The organism is Spirochaeta dissipatitropha (genome assembly GCF_054657935.1).
The window spans coordinates 258,583-283,980 of the sequence record NZ_BAAHXT010000005.1; the positions used below are offsets into that span (position 1 = coordinate 258,583).

Genomic DNA, 25,398 nt, shown 5'->3' on the forward strand with positions numbered 1-25,398 from the left:
AGTATCAAAAGCCTAACTGCAGCTGATCACTGAATGGATCGGTATCCAGAAGGTGACCTACTGCGGGATGTCGGCAGGATGATTCACCGCTGATCCGCAGCAGTGAATCGCCCAGATCGACCGTCTCCACAATACTGCGCCAGATTGGCTCCAGCTGATGACGGACATAGTGTCTGTAGTCCGGTTCGGCATGAGGCATAGCAAGCGGCTCTGCTCCATTCAGGGTCATGATGTAATCAATTCTTCCCTTCTGCTTTGTCCAACCGAGCTTGCGTGCGGCGCGCACCTGCGGGGTGGCAGCATGCGTGTACTCAGCAGCGGGCCGACGCAGAACTTTTCGATAAACCAGCAGATCATCCAGCTCGGCATTGTGCAGTCTTGTCAGTGTGTGCCGGACATACTCTACAAGCTGGGTGGCATCGGCACCGGAAAAAAGCAGTTCCAGGATTGCTGTCTGAAAATCTCTGGCCAGTCTGGTGTAATCGCTGCGGGCAGCTTCAATACCGCGAATCTCAAGCTTGCCATCCCTGCTGGATCCTGCGTAGCCCTTGGCTCGGCCACGAACGCGCTCATCTGTATTACCAGCGCGCAGTTTTGGAAGCAGCAGCCAGGAATATGCCGACTCAAAACGCAGGTGTATTGTGGATTCAAGCTCAAACTCCTGACGGATATACTCATCGAGCCGCGAGTTCAAGACTGCCGCTAGCTCGGCGGCTTCACTGTCTGAAACAGATTTTCCGCCAGCAAATACAAAAACAGAATCGGTATCCCCATACAGCACCGTATATCCGGCTTCCCGGAAAAAATCACGTGCAAAAAGGAGACACACCTTTCCGAAGCCGGTAATTGCTCCGGCAAGCTCCCGGCGAGCATATCGGCAACCCTCTGAACCCAGAACACCATAGAAAGAATTCATAAGGATCTTGTAGACATACGCTCCGACAGAATCATCATTCTCGATTGATTTTTCACGGGCTGCGAAGTAACTATCCAGCAAACCACGCAGGATTCCCTCTTCATAGACAAAGCGCGCTCCATTTGGTGCTGTTAAAGCCTTTGCCTCAGGATTCTGCCTCGCTCTTTCGTAACTAAGAGGATCAATATTAAATGTTCTCATAATAGAGGGGTATAGACTGCGGAAGTCAAAGACCAGAACATTGCAGAAAAGCCCGGGTATCGGCTCAAGTACAGTCCCGCCCGGAGCACCGAATGCCGCATCCGCTGCTGCAGTGGCCGGAGGAATTATCCGCCGGCGCATCAATTCCTGATCATATAAGCGCTCGAATACCGGAATACTCGTCCAGGCCATGTCGAGACTCATTCCGGTCAATCCGGATCGTGCTTCGGTCAGGGCATCCAGCCCCGTTTCTCCGAGAATGTCGAGAACAAGCTGTGAATCCTTCAGACAGTACATGCAGAAAGCCACAGGATCTTCCCCTCGAAGTCGTTCAAGTTCCTCCATCTTGTCCGATGCAGAAGAATCGCCTGCATAACCAGAACCCGCAGATTTTCCGTGTCCAAGCACCGCCTGAGCGACTGTCTCGAGCCGCATATCCTCAAAGCGTTTCCCTGATCCCCGGACTATGCGCATGGCATCCACTACCTGCCTGCCCGGCACAACAACTCTTACAAAACCGGAGGCGGCACGCCTGACCTCCGTTCTGTCCTGCGAGCTTCTACCTATATCAAAGGGCAGTCCATGTGCAGTGAAGCGCTGTTCCAGTACCGTCATATCGAAATCCGTGACATTCCAGCCGGTTATGACATCAGGATCCCAGTTGACAATCAGTTCTGAAAAGCGTCTTAGCAGTTCAGACTCACTGACAAAGAACTCAATCAAGGGATCATTCGGAACCTCACCTGCGATGTCACCGAAATACAATATCAGGCATTTATCAGTGCAAACCAGCGAGACAGCGATTACCCTGTTGTCCCTGTCAGTCTCTATATCTATAGCCATCCAGCGAAGCTGTAAAGCAGATTGGCCGCCGGGGACATAATCCAGTGGCTCAAGGGATGGATTCCGAAAGTAGAGATCCACCCTTCTGGCTCTTGCGGCTCCCCCTTCAATACGTACCAGACTCCGGATTCCACTGGAAAGCAGCACACGGTCAACAGGGCTCATGTTGAGAGGCCCCTGTCTGCCTGGTTCACCTGTCCAGGTTTCCCAACCCCCTGGCTCCTGCTGTGATCTGTCAATTGTCGCTGCAAAACTCTGGCCGGTCAGAAGACGACCAGCGAGCCGAACCTCATTTCCACTGCTCCAGGCATGGACAATAAATCCTGTAGAACTTGTTGTATCCATGACCATCCAGCTCCTCTCCCGATCTTTGCATGTATAATAACGGATAATATGGCACGTGTCAGACCTTGCAGGTATGCGCCTTTGAAAAATTCCCGGTTTCACCTCTCTATACCCAAGTTTTTTACTCATGTATATGCTATACTGTGAGATATGAAAGCCATACAATTCAAACCGGTTAAAAAATTGTGGCTCCCTGCTTTTCTCTTGTTATCTGTAGTAATCTCCCAGGCTCCTGCAGGAGGACGTTCCGATGCACCTGCAGGGGATTCTGATGCAGATCTCGTAAACGCCACAGCAAGGGTGGAATACCTTGAAGGTGATGTCAGGGCTGACGGAGAACTTCTCAACATTGGAGATGCTCTGTTTCCAGGGATCCAGATCATTACAGGCCCGAATGGAATTATCGAGATAACCTTCGGACAGGGTAATATTCTAAGGGTAGAAGAAGACACGTCACTCAGCCTGAACCTTGCCGATCCAACAGAAGGCCTCGATATTCAAAGAGGATCAGTTGCAGCTGTTTTCGAAGGCCTTCAGACAATCGGCGTCGGACCGGCCCGAAGTCTGAATGTAAGGACTCCAGTTGCTGTAGCAGGAGTACGAGGTACTGTGTTCTACATCAAGGTAGAAAGTCAGGACAGCACGTATGTCTGTACATGCCATGGAGAGCTGGTGTTCGAAGACGGCAAGTACACTGTACGGTCTGCCCGGCATAATGCTAATCGCTTTTTCCGCGAAGACGACAGGGTAAGATTCGAAGAAGCAGAAGAACTCTACCATGACAGTGCATCTCTTGACGCTGTGGCAGAAACCGCAGGAGTAAACATCAGGTGGGGTGAAGAGCCGAATCTCTAAAAACGGCTCTGGCTCACAGTCCCCCACCTGCTGCATACTGATCAGTCAGCCAGAATCTGTTCCCGAACCCAGCGACCGCTTTCTGTTAAATGTTCATCCGGCGGCCAATATGGTATTCCCCGTGAGTTCACACGACTGGGTCGCAGGGGCCCCTGAGGCTGGATAATTGTTAATCCATTCCCGCGGCGCAGTGCTGTCAGGATCGCCGATATTTCGTCCCTGTTGGACAGATTCCAGTTCACCCAGCTGATGTTGTGCTTATCGAGAAAATCAAGCCATTCCAGAGATTTCTCCAGAAACGGCCCACCGTCTCCGGAAGCCAGGCTGGTCCCCCACTCTGATACAAAAACCAACTGACCCAATTCTATAGCTTTCCTGGCTTTGTCACGAAGTGCCTCCCCGTGTGTTCCAGCATAAAAATGCAGGGCATAAGACAGGTTAACTCCCTCAACAGGATCTGCCGCTGCAATATCTACATCCTGACTCCAGTTCGGAGTACCGATTATAATCAGATTGTTTGGATCGATTTCCCGAATGAGATCTACCATTGACTGGGCATAGGGCTTCAAATCCAGTGACCAGTCCAGCGGTCCATTCGGTTCATTCATAATCTCATAAATTATATGAGGATATTCACCATACTTTTCAGCAATACGTGTAAAGAAATCCGGTGCACCGGAATACACAGGATGCCTTGGATCGCCTGGGGCATGCACATGCCAGTCAACGATCACATACATCCCTCGCTCGATAGCAAGCTCAATGCCCCGCTCGACGACATCCGCTATTCTCGGTCTGGTTGCATACCCTGCCTCTCCGACATACATAGCCAGGCGTATAACATCCACACCCCAGTCGTATGCCAAGGCATCGAAGGCTTCTGCATTTACAACTCCCTCATAATGCTGCAGTCCTCCTGTACTGACACCCTTCAGCTGAACTTCCTCACCATGTTGATTCATGAGCCTTCCATTCTGTACCGAAAGCTGACCATGACGGGCAACCGGGGTCTTCGATGGATCACGGGGATCGGCTCTGAACCCGGCACAACCGAAGGCAAGAAAAAGTATAAGTGAAGCCAGAAGACCCGGCAAAAGAAATTTAATTGGAAAACGAAAATAATTATACATATGTTTAACCTCTCAGCCACATGTTAACACGAAATATGCTCTGTGACATCTGAATATTCAGAAATCAGGACTGAATTGAATACAACAAAGCCCCGGAAAAAATTTCCCGGGGCCATACAGAATCTGTTTTTATAATAGATTCACATCTCTTCTGTTGAACAAGGCTATACCTGTGACCAAGAGAACCACGCTCACCAAGGACATTATAATCAATGGAAAAAACGCAAGACTTTCAGTCGGACCCGGTATATGCGTGAATGGTGAGATATTCAGAAGCCACTGAGGAAAATCAAACATTGGACCAAAAAACGGTCCGGCCAGAAGACTGATTCCCAGGGCTGTTCGGGAGAGGATTCCACTATATTTTCGGGCAATACCGAATGTTAGTATACAAAATCCTGCGACGGCAAACAATGCAGGAGCCTGCATCAAGGATCCTTCCAGGAGCTTTATAAATCGGATATCTGTCTCACCTATGGTCGCCAGCCCGGCACCTATTCCCATAGCTATCAGCATTAAGGTAGTTCCTGCAGAAAAAATGAAAATATGGCTGATCAACCAGGAAAACCGACTGACCCTGGTGGCAAGAACAGGATCTGCCAGTCCTTCTTTTTCTTCTCCCACAATTCTCATAAATGCCTGCACAACATAGAACACCAGGAAAGAGGCCGAGAATCCTATTATCATAAGAATGAACGACTCGTTAGTACCTAAACTGTCCTGAAATATTTCTGCCGACATCTCTAACTCACTCATTGCATGGCTGAACTCACCAAGGGCCGAGCCGAACAGTAAACCTATGAGCCCCATGACAATTACCCAGGTGAATAAAGCCTTTCTCTGCAACCTCCATGCTAGTCCCAGAGGACTGAGTAAAGAGCTGCCAGCTTCCACCCGTCCTGGTTTGGACGGAATCAAGCCATCGCCAACATCCCGTCTGCTTTCAAAATACATGGCAAGCAGGCCGCACACACCGAACATGACAGGAGCGAAAAAGAGCGGCAGTATATGGTTATCTGCAAAGGCATGAACCTGCTGATACCAGCCGAAAGGTGAAAGCCAGACCGGCCATGCTGCCTGTAATTCATAGGATCCCAAGGGTACTTCACCCAGCATGTTACCGAATGAGGCAAGCAAAAAGAACCCGCCGATTGCCATTCCTGCCATAGCATTGGCGCCCCTTGTATTCTGGTTTAATTGAGCCGAAACTGCAGCAACACCGGCGAAAGCCAGATACACGGATCCCAGAGCAAAACCGCCAGCAAATGATCCGGAGAGACTTTCACCAAACGGCAGAAATGACAGAGAGAGAACGAGAGATAGTATGACATAGGTTATGAACGACAATAAAAGTGCAGCGCCAAGACCTGCATGACGTCCAACTACTGTTGATACTACATAATCCTCACAACCCGTATCCTCGTTATTCCGGGTGTGTCTGATCAGAGTAAATGCCCCGAACATGGCAATTATGACAACAATCAGTGTCGATGTTCGCATCATCATGAACCCGCCAATACTAACTGAAGATGCCGGAGCCAGAAGTGCCCGCATGGCTGGATTGTTCATGAACATAATCATCATAGCCTTCATTTCTTCAGGACCTGTCAGGGCTGTTTCAAATGTTGCCAGCATAAGAACAACCATGGCACAGATTCCAGATACCCAGAACACAAGGCGGAGTCTATCCCGCTTGATTGCCAACCGAAGTAAGGTTGACATTCCTGTAAATTCCCTGGATTTCATTACGCATCACCTCCCGTATCAGCAGCGGTTTTCTCTCCTTCACGAAGACTGTCACCGTAATGATGCATGAACAATTCTTCGAGGGTAGGTGGCCGGCTGACAAGCGAGCGAAACCCGTATGGCCTTAGATAATCAATAACCTTATCGATTTTGCTGCTGTCAATCTGGAAATGTATTAAATCATTCTCAAGATGCAGATCATAAACTCCATCAAGATTTTCAAGCCCTGCAACAGGCCGTTCTGTCCGGATACTCATTGAATTCCTGGTAAAATGACGAAGATCATCCAGGGTTCCCGATTCAACGATCTGTCCCTTACGGATGATCGAGACTTTGTCACATAGTTTCTCTACTACTGCAAGAATATGGCTGGATAAAAGAACTGTTTTCCCCTGTTTCTTGAGTTCGAGAACACATTCCTGAAATATTGACTCCATGAGAGGATCGAGACCAGTCGTCGGTTCATCCAGAATATACAGATCCGCATCAGATGAGAATGCCGATATCAGGGCTACCTTCTGCCGATTCCCCTTTGAATACGTGTGACATTTTTTCCGGGGATCGAATTCAAAGCGCTGTATCATTTCATCACGGCGTTGTTTATTTACTCCACCTCGTAGTTTCCCGATCAGATCAATAACCTCACCACCTGACAGACTGGGCCAAAGCTGAACGTCATCCGGAACATACGCGAGATTTCCATGTACCTCAGACGAATGATGCCATGCGTCCTTACCAAACAAATTCACCGTACCTGAAGTTCTCTTCAACAAACCAAGAAGCACTCTGATAGTCGTCGTTTTACCTGCACCGTTTGGCCCGATAAAACCCATTACCTCCCCTTCATTGACTTCAAACTCGAGTTCATCCAGGGCCTTAAATCTTCCATAGTGCTTAACCAGATTCCTGATTTCAATAACTGACATAATTATACCTCCCGTCATTGTATTGTTTGTACTATCACTATAATACAATAAGACAATAATACAAGACCGTCAAGAAAAATGTGCCGGATTGCAGGAAGTAATACTGGATTACTATTGAGCTATTTGCAGATTGATCTGACTTAAAGCTTCGTCGTACCCAGCTTCTGGAGTAAGTTCCCCTTCAAGTACCAGGCCAACGATTGAATACCATATTGAGCTGATCATATGGTCGTATTCGGTATACACCTGAACAGGAATATTAAGAGCAACATCAATAAAAATTTGATGATCAGGCTCATTCATGACCGGATCGTCAAAGGATGTTTTCAGAGCTGGAAAAGCCTCATTGGCTTCAAAAATCGCGAGCTGCACTTCTATTGTACCTGTCAGGTATTTAATAACTTCCCATGCAGCTATCTGCAAATCCGCCGGGACAGAAGCTGGAATGGCAAGAAAGCTGCCGCCAAATGTAGCCATTGCTTTACCGGGAAGATAGGTCACGCACCAATCATCTACTGCAGGGGCAATCCAATCTCGTAGTTCTCTAGCCCACCAGCTGCCGTGGGGCATTGTAACAACAGTTCCATCAGAAAAAGCATTAATCCATGGAAGACTCCATGCATTAAGCTCCGCATCAATTCCAGCCTGGCGGACGGCTGTCATCAGTTCAAGGGCTTCCATGAATTTATCTTTCGGTTCAAGAATTCCGCCATCTGCATCTATCCACCCACCTATCGCACCAGCAAGCGGAATATCAGCAACGTCAAATGCATTTGGAATCACCCATCGACCATCCCCGGTAACCTTTTTAGCTTCTTCAATATAATCCTCCCAGCTATCAAGATTTTTAAAGTCTGCACCTGCCTCGGCAGCAAGATCTTTGCGGTAATATAGAACTCCCGGAGCAATGTCTACAGGAATAGCTATCTGACGACCATCCCCGGTCAGCCCTTGAGCTACTCCAAAATCTACCAGGTCGTGTATTACCGATGCAGCATTAAACGGAAATGCATTCAGGTCGACCAGAGCGGTATTATCTGCGGCAAATTGAGCGATGAAATTAACATGGAATACTTCAATATCATAAGCGCGCTCACCTTCTTCAATTTTGGACACCAACCTATGATGGTGTCCACCGAAGTCATCATTTTTCAGGGTAATATTGATGTTCGGATACCTTGAATTGAAGTGATCTGATTCCAGAACCACCGAGTAGGCAGCACAGCGTTCATCTCCGAATACTCCAAATGTCAGATCATACGACCTTTCCGGATCGAACCCTTCAGTATAAACCATAGGCTCGTCAGTAAGCTCCATATCCTCACTGGAAGCTCTGCTATCTGTAATATCAGGACAAGCAACCAAAATCAACAGCATAAAAAACACAGCACATAGCTGTAATAAGCTCTTCACATACTTCATCTGCACACCTTCCTCCATACACCTTCTCTTTAAGTTCTATGTTCAATAATCCATACTGTCAATATAAATTGTATTATTAAAAATAATTAAAGAAGTGATCGGTAGATGAGTAACTAATCAAGTAAAGTCAAAAAACTTCACAATACATGTTCATCAAGGTGGCTATAGGTCAGTTAAAGATTATTAACATATGGTGGCAGTAAATCAGTCCGTCTGCATCGCTCTCGGCAAAAGGGTGGAAATAAAAAAGGCCGCCTGCATTTGCAGACGGCCAGGTTGGCATCTCCTAGGGGAGTCGAACCCCTGTTGCCAGGATGAAAACCTGGAGTCCTAACCACTAGACGAAGGAGACATTTGATGTGGGAAGCTATCATGTAAAGCATGCTGTGTCAAGCAGCTCCCCACAAAAAAAATTGAGCCGGACAGGGTTCGAACCTGTGACCCACGCCTTAAAAGGGCGTTGCTCTACCTGCTGAGCTACCGGCCCAACGAGGCCAGAAATTACCAGTATTCGGGGATAATGTCAAGCTATACCGGAAAAAAAATCCTGGAACTTTCAATAGAGCTCTTCAAGGCTGCCTCCAGTATTTCCAGACCTAATAATGCATCTACCGGATCTACAGGCACATCAGCAGTTCCATCGATTGCATCGGCAAACTGATGATAAAATCGGCTGTAATCACCAGGAACATGCCCGATATGCTCAGCCTGACCAATGCTGCCGTCCTCAAGGACAGGATAATAAATGGAACTCCGATCATCCACATCTGTTCCCCAGACGACATCAGCCCTACCAGGAACTCTACCTGAGCGGAGTGCAGCTTCCTGAGGATCTACTCCACGAACCGTCCAACTGCCCCGGCTACCAAAAACCCTGAATCGAATCGGCTGCGGATCAGCAACAAAACAGCCGCTATGGAGATGAACTTTAACCCATGGATACTCAAGCAATATATGAAAGTAATCTTCGATTTCGCCACCACTCCGTGTAGCAGCTACATCCGCAAATACAGACAGTGGTTTACCGAACAAGACCAGCGCCTGATCTATTAAATGCGGTCCCAGATCAAAGAGAATACCGGATCCCGGTATATTACGTTCCCGCCAGCGGTCGCGGATCTGAGGCCGGAATCTGTCAAAATGAGAATGAAACTCCCGGATATCACCAAGTTTCTGCTCAGCTATGAGCTCCTTCAAGGTCAGAAAATCATTATCCCAACGGCGGTTATGATACACACTGAGTCGGCAGTCGTGTCTGGCTGCAGTGTGCATAAGATGCCGACCATCCTCAGAATTTATTACCCAGGGTTTGTCGATAACGACATGTTTCCCGGCTTTCAGAGACATCTCCGCTATCTGGAAATGACTCGTATTTGGACTGGCTATTACCACTACTTCTATATCGGCATGTGCCAGCATTTCATCCGGACTGGAATACACTTCTACGTCCGGGTACACCGCCAGAACATCCTCACGGCGGCTGCTTACCACAGCACAGAGTCTGAAACGTTTTGATGCGCTTAAAACCGGGGCGTGAAAAGAGCTACCTGCAAGTCCGAATCCAACCAATCCTGTTCTGTATAATGCACTCATACCTATAATATACTATGATTAAGACATGTTAGATACTCCAGTTTCATCGGGAATCAAGGCTATTGATGATATATGCTGCCTCCTGAAAATCGGTGATAATGTTGTATGGCGTACCTCTGATCACATGCTGTATTCAGATGTAAGCCATTCAGTTCTATCAACAGGACGTAAGCTTGACTGGCCACTGCGTTATTTCCGCTTTGCGAATCATGAGGCCCTATTCCCCGATTCATCCCCGGACTTCAATGATATAAAAATCATCAAACCAGAACCTGAAAAGGGTTTCGAACATTTCATTTCTTCCATTCATAATGAAATCAATGCAACTGGTACAGGGGGGATTTATATATTTGATTCTCTGAGTGATCTGCAGGAGATGTACTTCAGTGATCGTATGATTGGTTGTTTTTTTGAACTCACCTGCCCCTACCTACGCCGCATGGAGACCATTGCATATTTTCGTCTGGATCCTGCAGCTCATTCCAGACATGCTGTTGATCCTATCCGGAAAACTACCCAGGTCTGGCTGGATGCATACTCACTTCCCGACAGCCGATACATCAGTCCCCTCAAAACACGTGAAGATCCTGAAGGTAATCGTCAGCTGCTCTATAAATGGGAGGAGCGCGCTGCCATGGAAATAACCGAGAGTCAAATTGAGTCATCGGTCAGACAGCAGGCTTCCTGGACTGCAATGCCGGCAACATCTGCCCGTCAGATAGATATGTGGGACACAGCCCTGATGCGCTTTGACGACTTACAGCAGGTTCAGGAAACCCGGGATGGGAATACAGACATTCACCGGGAAAAACAACGGCTACAGAATATCGCCGAGCGGATGCTTCTCAGTCATGACAGCAGAATCCTGGAACTGATACAAAGCTATTTCCAGCCGGCTGATCTGAGTCGAATCTGGAAACGGATGATCGGCACCGGCCAGATAGGAGGGAAGGCTGTTGGCATGCTGTTGGCCAGAGCTGTCCTGAGAACTGAACTACCGGACATTCATCATAAGCTTGAGGATCATGATACCTTCTTCGTAGGTTCTGATGTGTATTATACATATCTGGTTGAGAATGATTGTTGGTGGGAACGGCGCAGTCTCCACAGTCCGGAAAGCAGTCTGAAAACGGATCCGGAAATAATGAAGGCAATGCTGAACGGCAGCTTCCCTTCACGTATTATCCAGGCGCTCACTGACATGCTTGAATACTATGGCAAGTCTCCGATTATTGTCCGCAGCAGCAGTCTGCTTGAGGATAATTTCGGAAATGCATTTGCCGGCAAGTACGAATCCTATTTCTGCAGCAATCAGGGCAGCATACAGCAGCGGCTTGACGAACTTCTCCAGGCAATCCGGAGAATATACGCAGGAACCTTGAGTTATGAAGCTCTCTCATATAGACGTGAGCGGGGTGTTCTTGATCAGGATGAACAGATGGCACTGCTTGTGCAACGGGTTTCGGGTAAACGCCGGGGGAATAGTTTCTTTCCGGATCTCGCAGGTGTGGGTCTCTCATGGAATCCATACACCTGGCATCCAGCCATGGATGCAACAGCCGGTATGAGCCGCATTGTTATCGGACTCGGAACCCGCGCTGTAGACCGGACACAGAACGACAGCGCAAGAATTGCAGCCCATGATGAGCCTACCCGGCAGCCGGAAGCAAGCAGACAACAGCAGATAGACGTCCTGGATCTGAACAGCGGGGAGCTCAGCGAAAGAACCCTCCGTAAGCCAGAGGAACTTATGCTTCCGGATATTTTCCTTGAACGGGACTGGAGAAAAGAACGACTTGCCCGGCAGATGGGCCTGAAGCAGGCACATAGTATTGGCCTTGATACCGTCCTGGGAAGCACGGACCTGCCACAGTTGCTCCGCAATATCGGCAGCTGTATTGAAAAGGCCTATGGCACACCGATAGAGTTCGAATATACTGCCCAATACATGGCAGAACGCTGGCACATTAATCTGCTGCAGTGCCGCCCCTTCCAGATCAGCAGCACGAATGGACAGGGTACTGAGGGTGCTTCTCCCGCTGAAATACTCAATTCGCTGGGACAGGAAGAATGTCTTATCCATGCCAGAGGGCCGGTAATCGGGCAAGGTCGCCGACTCCTGCTGGATTACCTTATCTGGATTGATCCCCAGAGTTACAGCCGCCTGGATGACCCTGCACGATTCGAGGAAACAGCAAACCTTGCCCGGGTAATTCAGGAGCTGCGGGAGCAGAATGCCTGTATCTTTCTCTTCGGGCCGGGGCGCTGGGGTACCAGCACCCCTTCAATGGGGATTCCTGCAAGATTTGGACAGATCCGGGGAATTCAGGTTCTGGGAGAGATGGACTGGATGCACGAAAATCTGAGCCCGGATCTATCTCTCGGCACGCATTTTTTCCACGATCTGGTCGAGGAAAACGTGCTGTATACTGCACTACAGCAGGAAAACAGCAACTTTAACTGGGAAGCACTGGAACGTGAAGCACAACACTCAAGCTGCCTGAGGATCCTGAAATCACAAAAAAAAGCAGCTCTGCACCTGATTGCGGATCCAGTCAGGCGCGAGCTGCTTGTGTACAAGGTACGGGCAGAATAATCAGCCTATACGAGTCCCTGCTCGAGCATGGCATCGGCAACCTTCAGGAAGCCGGCGATATTGGCACCAGCAACATAATTACCCTTTTCCGCATAACGCTCTGCAGCGCTTGCTGCCGCTGAATGGATGTCACGCATGATTCCCTGCAGCTTGGCATCTACTTCTTCACGGTTCCATGCCAGCCGGATAGCATTCTGACTCATTTCAAGCGCACTGGTAGCAACTCCACCAGCATTTGCGGCTTTTCCGGGGCCGTATAGAACCCTGGCATCCTGGAATACCTTGATTCCATCGGCGTTGGTCGGCATATTAGCGCCTTCACTGACCAGCATACAGCCATTTTTGACAAGTGCCTTGGCATCATTTCCATCGATCTCGTTCTGGGTAGCACTTGGAAATGCAGCGTCACAAGGAATACTCCATGGCCGTTCGCCTTCCATGTACTTCACCTTGAACTCGTCCGCATATTCTTTTATTCGGCCGCGGCGTATATTCTTCAGTTCCATAATATACTGCAGCTTCTCGGGGGTGATTCCCTCAGGATCATAGATACTCCCAGCTGAATCAGAAAAACTGACAACTTTGGCACCAAATTCCATAAGTTTTTCAGCGGTATACTGAGCAACGTTTCCACTTCCCGAAACAACACAGGTTTTTCCGTCCCAATCCTGTCCTTTGGTCTTGAGCATTTCTGTTGCAAAGTACACAGATCCATAACCAGTAGCTTCCGGGCGGATCAGACTGCCTCCCCAATTAAGGGATTTTCCGGTAAGTACACCAGTAAACTCGTTAGCCAGACGCTTGTACTGACCGTACATATATCCGATCTCACGACCGCCAACCCCAATATCACCTGCAGGTATATCAGTATCTGCGCCAATATGGCGACTGAGTTCAGTCATGAAAGACTGACAGAAGCGCATTACTTCATTGTCTGATTTTCCTTTGGGATCAAAATCAGAACCACCCTTACCTCCACCGATCTGCAGGGTTGTGAGTGAATTCTTGAATATCTGTTCAAAACCGAGGAATTTCAGGATACTCAGATTTACAGAGGGATGAAAGCGAAGCCCGCCTTTATAGGGGCCGAGAGCGCTGTTGAACTGAACCCGGAAACCCCGGTTCACCTGGTAGCCGCCTTTGTCATCCATCCAGGGAACACGGAACATAATCACTCGTTCCGGCTCAACAATCCGTTCAACAACCTTCAAATCCTTGTATTCAGGATGCTGCTCTATGACAGGATCCAGGGTGTGAAGCACTTCTTCAACTGCTTGCAGGAACTCCGGCTCTCCGGAATTCCGTTTTCTTACCTGATCGAGGACATCATTCAAATACGACATACACATTCTCCCTTTCGTTTCTTTAGGTTTCTTTTTTCACCCTACAGCAAAGCATAGCTTGCATACTTAGAGCAAGCAATTTACTATACCCACATGAATGTAGTAATTTCTTTTGCCTGGCTCGGGATAGCTCTTATTGCAGGAAAACTGCTCAGAAAGGCTGTTCCGGTATTAAAACGTCTGTTCATTCCCAGCTCGATTCTGGGGGGCCTGATGCTCCTGCTTGCAGGACCGGAGGTTCTGGGTACTTTCAGCAGCTATACCCCTTTTGGAAACCCGGAACTTGATATCTGGAGCAGTATTCCTGGTTTTATGATCAACATTGTATTCGCTGCACTGTTTCTGGGGAAAAGCCTGCCTCGTGTTTCTGACATCTGGCAGAAAGCAGGCCCCCAGATTGCATTCAGTCATACCATTGCATGGGGTCAGTATGTTGTCGGCCTGAGTCTGACTGCTGTGATTCTCATACCCTTGTTTGCCGTTGAACCAATGTTCGGCACTCTTATCGAGATCGGCTTCATCGGTGGTCACGGAACGGCGGCCGGACTTGGAGACACCTTTGCTGAACTCGGATGGCCTCAGGGACAGGATCTGGCTCTCGGCGTAGCTACCCTGGGAATTGTCCTTGGCATTGTGAGCGGGATAATCCTCGTTAACTGGGGCGTCAGAAACAAGCACACCAGCATTCTCAGAAGTGCGAAAGAACTTCAGGACGACATTCATGAAGCGCAGGAAATACATGAAGGCATGGAGTCAGATCTTGTAAATCGAGGTCAGGCAGATGAAGCTGAAACACAAATCGTCGAGATTGAATCCATGGAACCCCTGACCTTCCACCTCGCATACATAGGAGCCGCAATCGGAATAGGAGCACTCATACTCTCTGGACTCAGCTGGCTGGAACTTCGTTTCCTTGTGCCTCTCGGAGCTCCGATATTGATTGGTCATGTACCCCTCTTTCCCATCGCCATGATCGGGGGAATTATTGTCGAGAAACTTCACCACCGTTTTTTCAGTGGTGTACTGGACCGGGTCCTTATCATGCGGATACAGGGAACGGCTCTTGACCTGCTGATTGTCTCTGCCCTGGCAAGCCTCACACTAAGTGCTCTTGCAGAGGCATGGTTGCCACTGACTATTCTTGTAATCGGAGGAATAGTCTGGACTGTAGGTGCTTTTATCTTCATAGCACCACGTATGATGCGCAGCCATTGGTTTGAACGGGCTATAGGCGATTTCGGACAATCACTCGGTGTAACGGCTACCGGCTTGCTGCTCATGAGAATTGTGGATCCAGAAAACGAGACTCCAGCATTTGAAGCCTTCGGATATAAACAGCTACTGTTTGAACCACTTGTCGGCGGCGGTCTGTTTACAGCAGTATCCGCGCCTCTGGTGTTCACGTTCGGGCTGCCCGTCATGCTCGCTGTCACCGCTGCCATTACCCTGTTCTGGCTGATTCTCGGTTTACGGCTTGGCAGACAACAAAAACAGAATCCGGAAACCTGAGTGTATCAATCGCTCACAGCCCGATTCATTTCTTGCATGACTGGCAAAAGCAGGATATAGTGGCCGGATGGAATGGAAAGCAAGTCACATTTTAGTGAAGGATAGAGCCCTCGCAGAGAGGCTGCTCAAGGAAGTAAAAGGCGGAGCGCGTTTCGATGCAGTCGCCCGCGAGCACTCCACCTGCCCGAGCAAGAACAAGGGCGGAGATCTGGGCTGGTTCGGTCCAGGCCAGATGGTCAAGGAATTCGAGGCTGCAGTCAGCAAGATCGGCGTCGGTTCATTGAGCGGTATTGTCAAAACCCAGTTCGGATTCCACGTAATCAAAAAAACAGGGCAGCGCTGAGCTGCCCCTTTTCCATACTTCACTATCCCCGGTTATTACCGGGCTTCCCCTCAATGTTTTACAGCAGTATCCGGAATGGTGAATTTACCGGCATCAAAATCATCACCGCCCAACCAGAGATCAAGCTGTGTCCCGGGCCCGGATCGGGATACCTGGGCATACTTAACCTGCCAGCCAAAAATATTCAGCCGTGCCTTTCCCAGAAGATCACTGCCTCCCATAGTCCCATAGTACTCGGCAAGCTCAGGTCTGGCAGTGGTATTCAAGGCAGCATCAATCGCCTTGAGTTCATCGTCACTACGCTTGTTGCTGTCAGTAATCGAAATATGCAGGCCATTGTCCTCCTGATGCAATGCAATGGTCATATTTCTTGGATAATCCTCCAGAAAAAAATTCGCAAGCTCCCCAAGTACGTGCATAACATATTCTTTGTTTTTCATATCACTCTTCCTTTAAAGATCGTACCCACTGAATGATCGCAACAAAAAAGGTTGCTGTCAAACCACCTGCAAAACCATTATTATACAGATCAAGCCCACCATGCCATGCGGCTGTACGAATTACCATGACAAGATGGGTGAAGCCGGCTGCAAAGCCAATCAACACACCGAATTCACCTGCGAGCGGAGCCAGGGTGGTTCCGAACAACAAGCCGAGAACAGGTGCGGGAGCTGTCAGCGATTGACCGAACAACAGGGTAGCAGCGATGACACCGGCGGCTACCGGCCAGCAATTCCGGGCATGCTTCCCGAAGGGAGCAAATCCGATAATAGTCATGAGTCCTCCGATAACCGGACCGTTAATATCGGCCCCGATAATCATGAGGTAGGCACTGAAAGCCAGCCCTAGCAGACCAGCGTTCACCAGAGAAGCCCCGGGTGAGACAGATTCCATAAAATCAGAAGGCAGCCGCCCGGATTCAGCAAGTATGCTTTTTAGATTACTGAATAGTTTTCTTCCATCCATTGCAGCACCCCATACAATAAACAGTACGGAGATTGTCGGAACCAGTAATATCAGCTCGATTACTGCGAGCTCATTCCAGATAACCACTATAGAAATATCCTGCCTTGACGCCCCGAGCAGTGAAGCCGCGAACAGACCGAGAAAACCACAGGTCAGCCCGATGTTATACAGGTTAAAACCCTCATGCATTCTCAGCATAGCCATTGCCAGACCTGGAAGCAAAACACCAACCGTAACCCCAGCCAGGAGTCCGGAGAGAAGCGCCGGAATACCAGTAAGCCCCATCTCATAGATTACAAATGTTACCAGAGGGCCAAGTGCAGTACCGAACAAAGCCATAAGGATATAGCTCCTCATCGGTTTACCGGCAATCCTGCTTGCCACAAATACACCGAGCATTATCGGCAGGGAGTTCAGTGCTGTCTTGCCAAAGAGAGCAAAGCCCATCACGGTAAAAATGGCCGCAACGGTTGGACCGGAAAGACTTGTTTTGGTTATAAAAATCAGAGCCAGGGTAATCACACCGAGGACTGCTGCATTCAATAAGGCACCCCCGGTGCCACCGATTGCCGTATAGTCATTTATGAGACGCGCAGGATGTGTCTGAAGCTGAATCATGCCCTGTAGTGAAGCTACTGCTCCATCAGCAATAAATGCAAACAGAATAAAAACCAGAATGCTGAAGATCATCAATGGATATAAGTTTCGTTCATATTGTAGTGTCATAACAATTTATCACTATAAATCTACTACAGGGAGCTGTAAACAAGAAAAGCAGACAGATAAGAGGAAAAAACGTCTTTTTTGAAACGTTTTTCCAATAATGTGGTTTCATGTATAACCGAGTCTGCTGAATGCAGAACTACCGGAAATAAAACCGAGAGGAGAACACGTCATGAGGAGAAAGATTTTTTTGGCAGCACTTGCAGGCATTTTTGCCGCAGTCACCGTATCGGCCCAATCATTGAATGATAACTTCAATACAATGAGCGGCTGGACACCTGCAGCTGGACAGTGGTCTATTCAGAACGGCCATCTGGTGCAGAACAGCACTCAGGAGAGTATGGCCAGAATCGACCGCAAGGTAAATACCCGTGGTAATTACCGTATCGAGCTGCCCGTTCAATATATTGGCGGTGGCTATGCCAGTAATGAAGACCTCCGTAATGGTATTTATCATGGCGGTTTTGGAATACATCTCGGTGTCGCAGAACCTGCCACCGGAAAAAGATCGTGGGGAAATGGTGACAGTTATCTACTCTGGATCAACCTGGACACACGGCCGGAAACAAGAAGAAACGCACCTGAGCATTTCGGAATAAGAGCACAGATATACCGCAGCCACGGCAATTCACAGATGACTCTTGTCAGTGATCCACGAATCAGACAAGACCCGGTTATGTCGAAATATGCGCACGGAGAATACGCCAGCATCAACCTGGAAGCAATGCTCCAGGATGCCGGATTGAATCTACAGGCACTCGATATTGCCGAGACACTTACTAATGGTGCAGTACTGAATCTCGAAGTCAATCCAGCAAATGGAAGAATATCCATCAGAATACCCGGATTGAATGGCGCAATCACGTTTACGGTCCCTGAACCCGCTGCCTTGCGCGGTGATTATGTTTCGCTCAGAACCAACAAGCTGTCTACCAGGTTTGACTATTTTCGCCTGACCGAACTCTGATACACAACTGACTACATAACATTGAAGGGCTGACGGCAAAATCCTGCAGTCAGCCCTTTTCCTGACCATACTTGAATGGACTTGAATGGTAATTTCTTGACCAGCTCATTATACTGTTAGTCATGATAGAACTACAGATTCAATATGGTGATCAGACAAAAATTTTCGATCAGTACACCTCGGTTCACAAAGCACTGGAAGCATTCGGAATCAATCCTGATCTTCCGGTTATAGGAGCCCTGCACAATAACTTCCTGAAGGGACTCAATTCCGGAATAAGCACCAGTGGCAGTCTGTCTCCTGTAACACTGGATTCCTCCATGGGTCACAGAATCTACCGAAAATCACTCTGCTTTCTGTTGAATATTGCTGCTCATAGAATCTTTGAAGCCTCCGCTCCAAGAATCAGTCATTCTATGGGAGACGGTTATTTTTTCTATCCGCCGGAACGTTCATCCCTATCCGATACAGACCTTAACAGGCTGAAAACCGAAATGCAGAAACTGGTGAATGCCGACCTCCCCATACAACCACGCATTCTTTCCTTCCAGGAAGCCCTTGATGTTTTCGACAGCCCGGGTCGTGAAGAAACCCATCTGCTTCTGCAACAGCGCAACAGCCGGAAAGCGAACTGTCATCTCTGTGACGGATTCTATGATCTTGATCACTTTCCCCTGGTCAGCCGCACCGGCATGCTGACCACCTGGAATATAGTCCCCCATAAACATGGATTTATTCTGCAGTTCCCTCCAAAAGGACTCCCTCTACAGCTGAAAGAACTCAATGAAAAGCCCCTGCTCTTCAGTGTTTTCGATGAATATAATCAATGGGGACGGATTCTCGGGGTTCCCAATCTGCCCTATCTCAACAAGCTTGCCGGAACAAAGGAAATCGCTCACTTTATTGCAGTAGCAGAGGCATTACATGACAAAAAACTGAGTGGAATTGCCGACCGTATAGCTGAACGCAGAAAAGATGTCAAAACAGTTTTGATCGCCGGCCCTTCCTCTGCAGGAAAGACAACATTCTCCAAGAAGCTGGCAATCCATCTCGAAGTGGTCGGGTTCAGGCCAAGAATCATCGGGCTGGATAACTACTTTGTCCCGAGAGAGCTGACGCCGAAGGATGAAAATGGTGAATATAACTTCGAAGCCCTTGGCGCATTGGATATTGAACTGCTGAACAAGCACCTGCTTGCCCTGGCTGCAGGAGAAGAAATCGCGATACCTGTCTTTGACTTCAAGATCGGAAACCGGAAACCTGAAGGTATTCCACTGAAGCTTGAACCGAATGATATCATTATCATGGAAGGAATCCACGGTCTGAACCCTGATCTGGTTCCCCAGATACCTAGAAATCAGACGTTCAGGATATATATTTCTGCTCTGACCCAGCTCAATATTGACAGTCACAACAGAATCTCCACCACAGACAACCGACTGATCAGAAGAATGGTAAGGGACTCACAATTCAGGGGTTATTCTGCCCAGGTGACTCTTCAGCGATGGCCATCCGTCCGCAGAGGTGAAGATCATAATATTTTCCCCTTCCAGGAAACCGCCGACACATTCTTTAATAGCGCACTGGATTATGAGTTGTCCGTGCTGAGAAATTATGCATTACCATTATTGAACACAGTTTCACCGGATTCTGCGGAGTATTCAACTGCAGCTATTTTAATCGATTTTCTGGAGAATTTTCATCCCATTCTGCCTGACAAGGTTCCGAAGCTCTCTGTGCTCAGGGAATTCATCGGTGGTTCCGGGTTCAGCTACTGATCTCAAAACCTGCACCCTTGCAATTTTCCTGAGTTGGGCGATATACTCCGCCCATGTTTCAGCCATGTTCTACCTCATGCTTTTTCAACTTCTTGCAGAAACTGATTGTTCTGGCAGCCATTCTGGCAAGCCCGGCCGTCTCGTCTGCGTTCGGCATTGAGGCCGACTCAAGCCAGGACGAATTCGTTCTGGCCGTCATTCAGATGCAGATCCATCAGGATTTATTCGGATCTTCAGCTGATTTCTCGAAGTACATCAGCAGCTTCGTTGAACAGGCGGCAGAGGAAGGAGCTACGCTGATTGTTCTGCCGGAATATCTGAATGTATTTCTTGCCACAAAGCCTTACCATGACAGCGTCAGGCAGTCAGACAGTCTTTCTGAAGCAGCTGCCAGAGTATTCGCCAGACCCGACAATCCCCAGTCATTACGGGAACTGTTCATCCGCGAGAGTCATATGGTTCGAAGTCTTATGGACGATCTCTACGGGCAGCTTGCCCTTGCACACAATGTTTATATACTCGCAGGAACGTATTTCGCGGCTGAAAAAAACTATAGATCACCTGATGGATTTCGTCTGACAAATCGATCCCTGCTGTACGGACCTGAAGGCAATACAGTCCATGAACAGGACAAGGTCTACCTAACTCCTTTCGAAGAGTTACTGATCGGACTTGACCATGGATATTTATCGGAAATTGAAGGGGTCACTGTTGAGGATTATGACATCGGCATCACTATCTGCCGTGACACATTCTTCCCTGTCTGGGAATATATACATGCCGAACGTGACCTCTGGATTGATCTACGGGCGGAAGGCACAGAGTGGACGCAGGGACGTGAGGATTTTACGGAACTGATGCCGGAACGCCTGGAAGGAAGTGGAACTTCCTTCGGTGCAACTTCAAGCCTGACCGGTGAGTTTCTCGATCTGTTCTGGGAGGGGAAGTCCTCAATCAGCACATCACTGCCGGAGAGCGCAGTTATTCTCGAAATGGCAGAAAACTACTATGATTCTGATATACTGATTCTGTCTCTGGACGGAATAAGGAGCACTTACGATGAAACTTTATGATGCATTACAGGACCGGAAAGGCGGCATGCTTCTGTATGGACTGACACCACCAAAACTTAACAATTCAGCAGAAAAAAACCGGGAAATTACAGAACGCAGGATGAAGCGCATAAAAAACGTTTCACTTGACGGCCTGGTAGTCTATGACATTCAGGATGAAGACAGCAGAACAGACAAGAAACGACCGTTCCCCTTCCTTGAAACAGTTCCATCATATCTGTATGCAGACGAAGATCTTAAGGACCTGGATATCCCAAGAATAGTATACTTATGTGTCGGAAAATACAGTCCGGAAGAACTGGACAGCATTCTATCATCCATGGACAGGGCTATGATTGTCTTTGTTGGCGCCCCTTCACCTGATTATCCAGCCAAAACAAGTCTGCGTGAAGCCTATGGTATATTCACAAAACATTCTGACCGTCTGCTTCTGGGAGGGGTAACTATACCTGAAAGGCATAAAACCGAGCACAATGAACATCAAAGAATTCTCGGTAAAACCGAGTCAGGCTGCAGCTTTTTCATCAGTCAATGTGTTTTCAATGTGGATCTATTCAAGGATGTTCTATCTGACTACTACCACAGCTGCCAGAAGCTTGAACAGGAGATGCAGACCATTATTATGACCCTTACCCCCTGTGGGTCGGAAAAAACACTGGATTTCATTAAATGGCTCGGTATTGAGGTTCCCCGATGGATGCAGAATGAATTACGGCACAATCGGGATATTCTGCATTATTCCATGCAGCAGTGCAGAACTATATTCCTTGAAATCCAGGATTTCTGCCGGGAAAAAAACATACCCTTCGGCTGCAATGTAGAAAGCGTCGCAGTTCAAAGGGACGAGGTACTGGCCAGTTTTGATCTGGCAGCAGAAATACGACGGCTGCAGCTCTGAGCTGCAGCTCTGAGGTAGATACTCATGCTCCCAGACTATCCAGGGCGCGGATCACCTCTGCTATCTTCTGTTCACGGTCAGAATCATCTCCATGTTCAAAAGCTTCGGTTACGCATGTCTGCATGTGATTCCGAAGTATTTCCTGCTCGATCTTGCGCATTGCAGAAATAACAGCTCTTGTCTGCGCCATAATATCCATGCAATAGCGATCATCATCAAGCATCTTCTGGATTCCCTGAATCTGACCGCCTGCTCGCTTGAGCCTGGTTTGCAGTGTGGTTTTTAAATCCACATTCATCAGGTCTGCTCCTCAAGTATCCTGTAATCAGTATCTTCAAGTGCTACATTCAGTTCATCTATGACGAGCTTACCTGTCGATTGAATAGCAATACTGCCAGCGGCCACATCAGCATGAACCTTCTTGATGCCTTTCAAAGCTGATAGTCTGTCCTGTATTTTAGCAGCGCAATGCCCGCAGTTCATATTGCTTACCTTATATACAGACTCTTTTCTGGGTGAAAACAAAGCCATATTCATGCCTCCTTGATAATAATCGATACTATATCCTTTATCTGATTTTGTCAAATACCCCCCTGGGGTATAAAAGAATTTCATTGAAAATACTCTGGCAGATTATTTCTGTATGATATAGACTGTGTCTATGGTAAAAAAAGCACTGGTAGTTGAGGGCGGAGCGATGCGGGGTATTTATTCATGCGGCATCCTCGACAGCTTTCTGCAGTTGAATTATCGTCCGTTTCAACTATGCGTGGGGGTTTCAGCGGGAGCCAACAATCTCTCTGGCTACATCTCGGAAATGTATCAACGTAACTACAAAATCTATACAGACTATTCAATGCGTCCGGAATTCATCAGTAAGAGCAGATTCCTCAGAGGTGGCCACCTTCTTGATCTGGACTGGCTGTGGGAAATTACTATTCGTGAACTGCCGATTAACACCAGGGCGCTCGTGCGTCACCCCTCGAGATATCACATCGGATTAACAGATGTCAAAACTGGTAATATCGTCTATTTTCAACCCGAAGCCGATGACATAGCAGAGCTGCTGAAGGCATCAAGCGCGGTACCAATTCTCTACAGAAACTTCGTAGAGATTCAGGGCCGACAATATATCGACGGCGGGATTGGAGACCCCATTCCTGTTCAGCATGCCATTGATGAGGGCGCGACAGATATTATGGTATTGCGTTCGCGGCCCGCTGCCTATCGGATGAATACTCGAAAAAAACATGTAATGAGCAGGGTCTGGCTGCGAAAATATCCGGAACTTGTTCAGACAATTATCAAGAGATCTGAAAAATACAACAAGACACTGCAGCTTATCAGGAATCCTCCTGATGGCATTACTATTCAGGAAATCTGTCCTAATGATAATTTCTGTATAGAACGATTGACAAAAGACCCACAGCAGCTGGAAAAGCATTATTTTGCCGGCCGTCAACGTGGTGTGGAGATCGTAAGTCAGGATGTGGAGGCTGAATATGCTACTTGAACTATCTTCGGTACGCCAGATTCCAGAAGAAGGATTCAGGCGCTGGTTCAGAGACGAGGACTTTGATCTTATTGTCTGGTATTCAGACAAGTTCGAACGGAAAATCACGGGATTTCAGTTGTGCTACGACAAGCAGCATGATGAAAGAGCGGTGACCTTTATAGAACCGAACAGCTTTCAGCACCACAAAATTGATGATGGTGAGACACCGTACAATCCAAAACAGAGCCCGATGCTTATAGCAGATGGCTTTTTCGAAGCTGAGCCCACTATCTCTGCATTTCGGGGAGCAGCCCAACAGCTGGAGCCGGAACTGCAGGAACTTGTAGTCTCAACTCTGGAACGGTTTTCAACGGTAGATGCCTGAGCCGGATTATAAGCAGTTTAGAGGCGGAAAACCTTAAAGTCTGAATCCAAAATCAAAAGAACCCAGGAACGGCCCTCTTTCTACCGGAGCATCCCAGGTACCTGGAATACGGGCAGCCGCAGATAAATCAAATTTCCAGAGCCGGAACGAAGCTCCGAGGCCGTAGTATGACTGATTTATTCCGCCACTGAGTCTCAGTGCATCATATAAATCAACATTAGCCCCCAGATGAACATACTGAAAAGGATTGTCCAGAAATTCGATATTCAAGGCATGTAGCGGAAAACGAAATTCAGTCTCGAGAGTTGGAGAAATAAATGGAACAAATCCGCTGAGATCAGGGGAATAAGCTGCTGCCAGACCAAGAGTCGCTGGAAGATGATAACTGCTGCTTGTGAAGCCGGGAATACTGCTCTCCGGAATATTACTTGAGCTCGGAAGCCCGAAATGTCTAGTCAGTTGTTCCGAGACAAGGCTGAACCGGTTAACCGTATAATCAAGCGGCACAGGGATGAAATTCCTCAATGATAGACCAAGCCGTACACGATGATAGCTGCCGTACAAACCTGCATCAACGGCAAGCGCACTCCCGCTTAAGGTAGGAAGACTGCCGATTCCGGATTCCGGAATTACATCAGGGAATTCTGTATGAATTCTGAACATAGGCCTGACCTGAAAGCCAGCAGCCAGCATTCCGTTCTCAAAAGAAAAACTCTGTGTCCAGCCTATATGTGCAGATATCTGGGCATCCAGTGCTCCCCTGGAATCTGAATATGGAGAAATCTGATTGAACTCTCCGGAATCAGCTGCAAACTGCATGAAAAAACCAAGATTCAATCCGGCTCCGCTTCGCCCAAATCCTGTCATTATTCCAGCTGAATATGACTGTCCTCCATCGTCAGTATTTTCAATGTTTTCCTGGAGCTGGTGCAGTACTGCAGATAGCAGATCATCAAAATTCAGCACACTATCTGTCAAGGCAGGAATACTGATTGAAGAGCTCCCCCATGCACTCGCCTCCATGATATGCCAGCCGCCACCGTCAGCTGCTGACGCGGCAGGATTATGGAAGAATGACTGTATCCCGCCCTGCAAACCAGCAACACCACCGGATGCAATTATCCGGGAATTATGCGGCTGTAAGTCACGATGGTATTGTATCTCTTCTGCCGATAGGTCTGCTGCTGCCAGCAGCACAATCAGAATAAAAAGACAGATGTATAATGTACCCCGTCTACACGGAGAAAGCAGTCTCATTCTTCGGGCTCCTCTGTAGATAGAACACCGCTGCTGGACAATGGTGACACCGACTCTGTACCAGTATATACCAAAAAGAGACAAATGG

Annotated in this window: 22 protein-coding genes and 2 tRNA genes; 10 read left to right on the top strand and 14 right to left on the bottom strand. The window is 48.1% G+C overall.

The annotated features are described in order from the left end of the window. Window positions 1-4: 4 nt before the first annotated feature. The gene (locus ACYQ2L_RS08085) at window positions 5-2,305 is read right to left on the bottom strand and encodes a DNA polymerase domain-containing protein (protein WP_460053727.1); all 2,301 of its coding nucleotides are present in this window, start codon (window positions 2,303-2,305) and stop codon (window positions 5-7) included. Between the two features lie 150 nt (window positions 2,306-2,455). Here ACYQ2L_RS08085 and ACYQ2L_RS08090 point away from each other — a divergent pair, with 150 nt between their 5' ends. Next, entirely contained in the window at window positions 2,456-3,160 is a 705-nt protein-coding gene (locus ACYQ2L_RS08090) for a FecR family protein (protein WP_460053728.1), read from the top strand. Between the two features lie 41 nt (window positions 3,161-3,201). Here ACYQ2L_RS08090 and ACYQ2L_RS08095 read toward each other — a convergent pair whose 3' ends face one another. The 7 genes from ACYQ2L_RS08095 to ACYQ2L_RS08125 all read right to left on the bottom strand — a co-directional run bounded on the left by ACYQ2L_RS08095 (window position 3,202) and on the right by ACYQ2L_RS08125 (window position 9,977). Further along, on the bottom strand, window positions 3,202-4,290 hold the full coding sequence (locus ACYQ2L_RS08095) for a glycoside hydrolase family 5 protein (protein WP_460053730.1): 1,089 nt from the start codon (window positions 4,288-4,290) through the stop codon (window positions 3,202-3,204). 129 nt (window positions 4,291-4,419) lie between these two features. Further along, window positions 4,420-6,036, bottom strand: coding sequence for an ABC transporter permease (locus tag ACYQ2L_RS08100; protein WP_460053731.1), 1,617 nt, complete (start codon window positions 6,034-6,036; stop codon window positions 4,420-4,422). After that, window positions 6,036-6,962 (bottom strand): ABC transporter ATP-binding protein, encoded by a 927-nt coding sequence (locus ACYQ2L_RS08105; protein WP_460053732.1) that lies wholly within the window; start codon window positions 6,960-6,962, stop codon window positions 6,036-6,038. Before ACYQ2L_RS08105 ends, ACYQ2L_RS08100 begins: the two co-directional genes overlap by 1 nt. Before the next feature lie 111 nt (window positions 6,963-7,073). Then, on the bottom strand, window positions 7,074-8,402 hold the full coding sequence (locus ACYQ2L_RS08110) for an ABC transporter substrate-binding protein (RefSeq protein WP_460053734.1): 1,329 nt from the start codon (window positions 8,400-8,402) through the stop codon (window positions 7,074-7,076). Window positions 8,403-8,661: 259 nt separating this feature from the next. After that, window positions 8,662-8,736 (bottom strand) — tRNA-Glu (locus ACYQ2L_RS08115). 62 nt (window positions 8,737-8,798) lie between these two features. Continuing rightward, window positions 8,799-8,871, bottom strand: a tRNA-Lys gene (locus ACYQ2L_RS08120). A gap of 41 nt (window positions 8,872-8,912) precedes the next feature. Continuing rightward, complete coding sequence (locus ACYQ2L_RS08125) at window positions 8,913-9,977, bottom strand: oxidoreductase (protein WP_460053735.1); 1,065 nt, start codon at window positions 9,975-9,977, stop codon at window positions 8,913-8,915. Between the two features lie 25 nt (window positions 9,978-10,002). On the opposite strand from ACYQ2L_RS08125, the gene ACYQ2L_RS08130 reads away from it, so the two are divergent. Further along, complete coding sequence (locus tag ACYQ2L_RS08130) at window positions 10,003-12,573, top strand: PEP/pyruvate-binding domain-containing protein (protein ID WP_460053736.1); 2,571 nt, start codon at window positions 10,003-10,005, stop codon at window positions 12,571-12,573. A gap of 5 nt (window positions 12,574-12,578) precedes the next feature. On the opposite strand, the gene gdhA is transcribed toward ACYQ2L_RS08130, so the two are convergent. Beyond that, window positions 12,579-13,916 (bottom strand): NADP-specific glutamate dehydrogenase, encoded by a 1,338-nt coding sequence (gene gdhA, locus ACYQ2L_RS08135; RefSeq protein WP_487247721.1) that lies wholly within the window; start codon window positions 13,914-13,916, stop codon window positions 12,579-12,581. Between the two features lie 93 nt (window positions 13,917-14,009). Here gdhA and ACYQ2L_RS08140 point away from each other — a divergent pair, with 93 nt between their 5' ends. Together ACYQ2L_RS08140 and ACYQ2L_RS08145 are read left to right on the top strand one after the other, a co-directional pair. Continuing rightward, window positions 14,010-15,425 carry a sodium/glutamate symporter gene (locus ACYQ2L_RS08140; protein ID WP_460053738.1) on the top strand — a complete coding sequence of 472 codons (1,416 nt, stop codon included), beginning with the start codon at window positions 14,010-14,012 and terminating at the stop codon, window positions 15,423-15,425. Between the two features lie 67 nt (window positions 15,426-15,492). Beyond that, a complete protein-coding gene (locus ACYQ2L_RS08145; protein WP_460053739.1) occupies window positions 15,493-15,768 on the top strand; it encodes a peptidylprolyl isomerase in 276 nt (91 codons plus the stop codon). A 50-nt stretch (window positions 15,769-15,818) separates the two neighbouring features. Here the strand turns inward: ACYQ2L_RS08145 and ACYQ2L_RS08150 are convergent, their stop codons facing one another. Continuing rightward, window positions 15,819-16,208, bottom strand: coding sequence for a hypothetical protein (locus ACYQ2L_RS08150; protein WP_460053740.1), 390 nt, complete (start codon window positions 16,206-16,208; stop codon window positions 15,819-15,821). Window position 16,209: 1 nt separating this feature from the next. Continuing rightward, window positions 16,210-17,460, bottom strand: a complete 1,251-nt coding sequence (locus ACYQ2L_RS08155; RefSeq protein ID WP_460053742.1) for a DUF1576 domain-containing protein — start codon at window positions 17,458-17,460, stop codon at window positions 16,210-16,212. A 169-nt stretch (window positions 17,461-17,629) separates the two neighbouring features. Between ACYQ2L_RS08155 and ACYQ2L_RS08160 the strand changes: the two genes are divergently transcribed. The 4 genes from ACYQ2L_RS08160 (at window position 17,630) to ACYQ2L_RS08175 (ending at window position 22,173) form a co-directional block, all read left to right on the top strand. After that, window positions 17,630-18,424 (top strand): hypothetical protein, encoded by a 795-nt coding sequence (locus ACYQ2L_RS08160; protein ID WP_460053743.1) that lies wholly within the window; start codon window positions 17,630-17,632, stop codon window positions 18,422-18,424. A gap of 122 nt (window positions 18,425-18,546) precedes the next feature. Next, a complete protein-coding gene (locus ACYQ2L_RS08165; RefSeq protein WP_460053744.1) occupies window positions 18,547-20,202 on the top strand; it encodes a uridine kinase family protein in 1,656 nt (551 codons plus the stop codon). Window positions 20,203-20,255: 53 nt separating this feature from the next. Next, window positions 20,256-21,275 carry a nitrilase-related carbon-nitrogen hydrolase gene (locus ACYQ2L_RS08170; RefSeq protein ID WP_460053745.1) on the top strand — a complete coding sequence of 340 codons (1,020 nt, stop codon included), beginning with the start codon at window positions 20,256-20,258 and terminating at the stop codon, window positions 21,273-21,275. Next, a complete protein-coding gene (locus ACYQ2L_RS08175) occupies window positions 21,262-22,173 on the top strand; it encodes a hypothetical protein (protein WP_460053747.1) in 912 nt (303 codons plus the stop codon). Before ACYQ2L_RS08170 ends, ACYQ2L_RS08175 begins: the two co-directional genes overlap by 14 nt. Before the next feature lie 22 nt (window positions 22,174-22,195). On the opposite strand, the gene ACYQ2L_RS08180 is transcribed toward ACYQ2L_RS08175, so the two are convergent. Both ACYQ2L_RS08180 and ACYQ2L_RS08185 read right to left on the bottom strand, forming a co-directional pair. Beyond that, window positions 22,196-22,471 carry a metal-sensitive transcriptional regulator gene (locus ACYQ2L_RS08180; protein ID WP_460053749.1) on the bottom strand — a complete coding sequence of 92 codons (276 nt, stop codon included), beginning with the start codon at window positions 22,469-22,471 and terminating at the stop codon, window positions 22,196-22,198. Further along, a complete protein-coding gene (locus ACYQ2L_RS08185; protein WP_460053751.1) occupies window positions 22,471-22,704 on the bottom strand; it encodes a heavy-metal-associated domain-containing protein in 234 nt (77 codons plus the stop codon). The genes ACYQ2L_RS08180 and ACYQ2L_RS08185 overlap by 1 nt, the downstream gene beginning before the upstream one ends. A gap of 130 nt (window positions 22,705-22,834) precedes the next feature. Between ACYQ2L_RS08185 and ACYQ2L_RS08190 the strand changes: the two genes are divergently transcribed. Together ACYQ2L_RS08190 and ACYQ2L_RS08195 are read left to right on the top strand one after the other, a co-directional pair. Further along, the gene (locus ACYQ2L_RS08190) at window positions 22,835-23,686 is read left to right on the top strand and encodes a patatin-like phospholipase family protein (RefSeq protein WP_460053753.1); all 852 of its coding nucleotides are present in this window, start codon (window positions 22,835-22,837) and stop codon (window positions 23,684-23,686) included. Next, a complete protein-coding gene (locus tag ACYQ2L_RS08195; RefSeq protein WP_460053754.1) occupies window positions 23,676-24,053 on the top strand; it encodes a hypothetical protein in 378 nt (125 codons plus the stop codon). Before ACYQ2L_RS08190 ends, ACYQ2L_RS08195 begins: the two co-directional genes overlap by 11 nt. A 33-nt stretch (window positions 24,054-24,086) precedes the next feature. Here the strand turns inward: ACYQ2L_RS08195 and ACYQ2L_RS08200 are convergent, their stop codons facing one another. Continuing rightward, window positions 24,087-25,310: a hypothetical protein gene (locus ACYQ2L_RS08200; RefSeq protein ID WP_460053756.1), complete on the bottom strand. Its 1,224-nt coding sequence runs from the start codon at window positions 25,308-25,310 to the stop codon at window positions 24,087-24,089. Window positions 25,311-25,398: the final 88 nt, after the last annotated feature.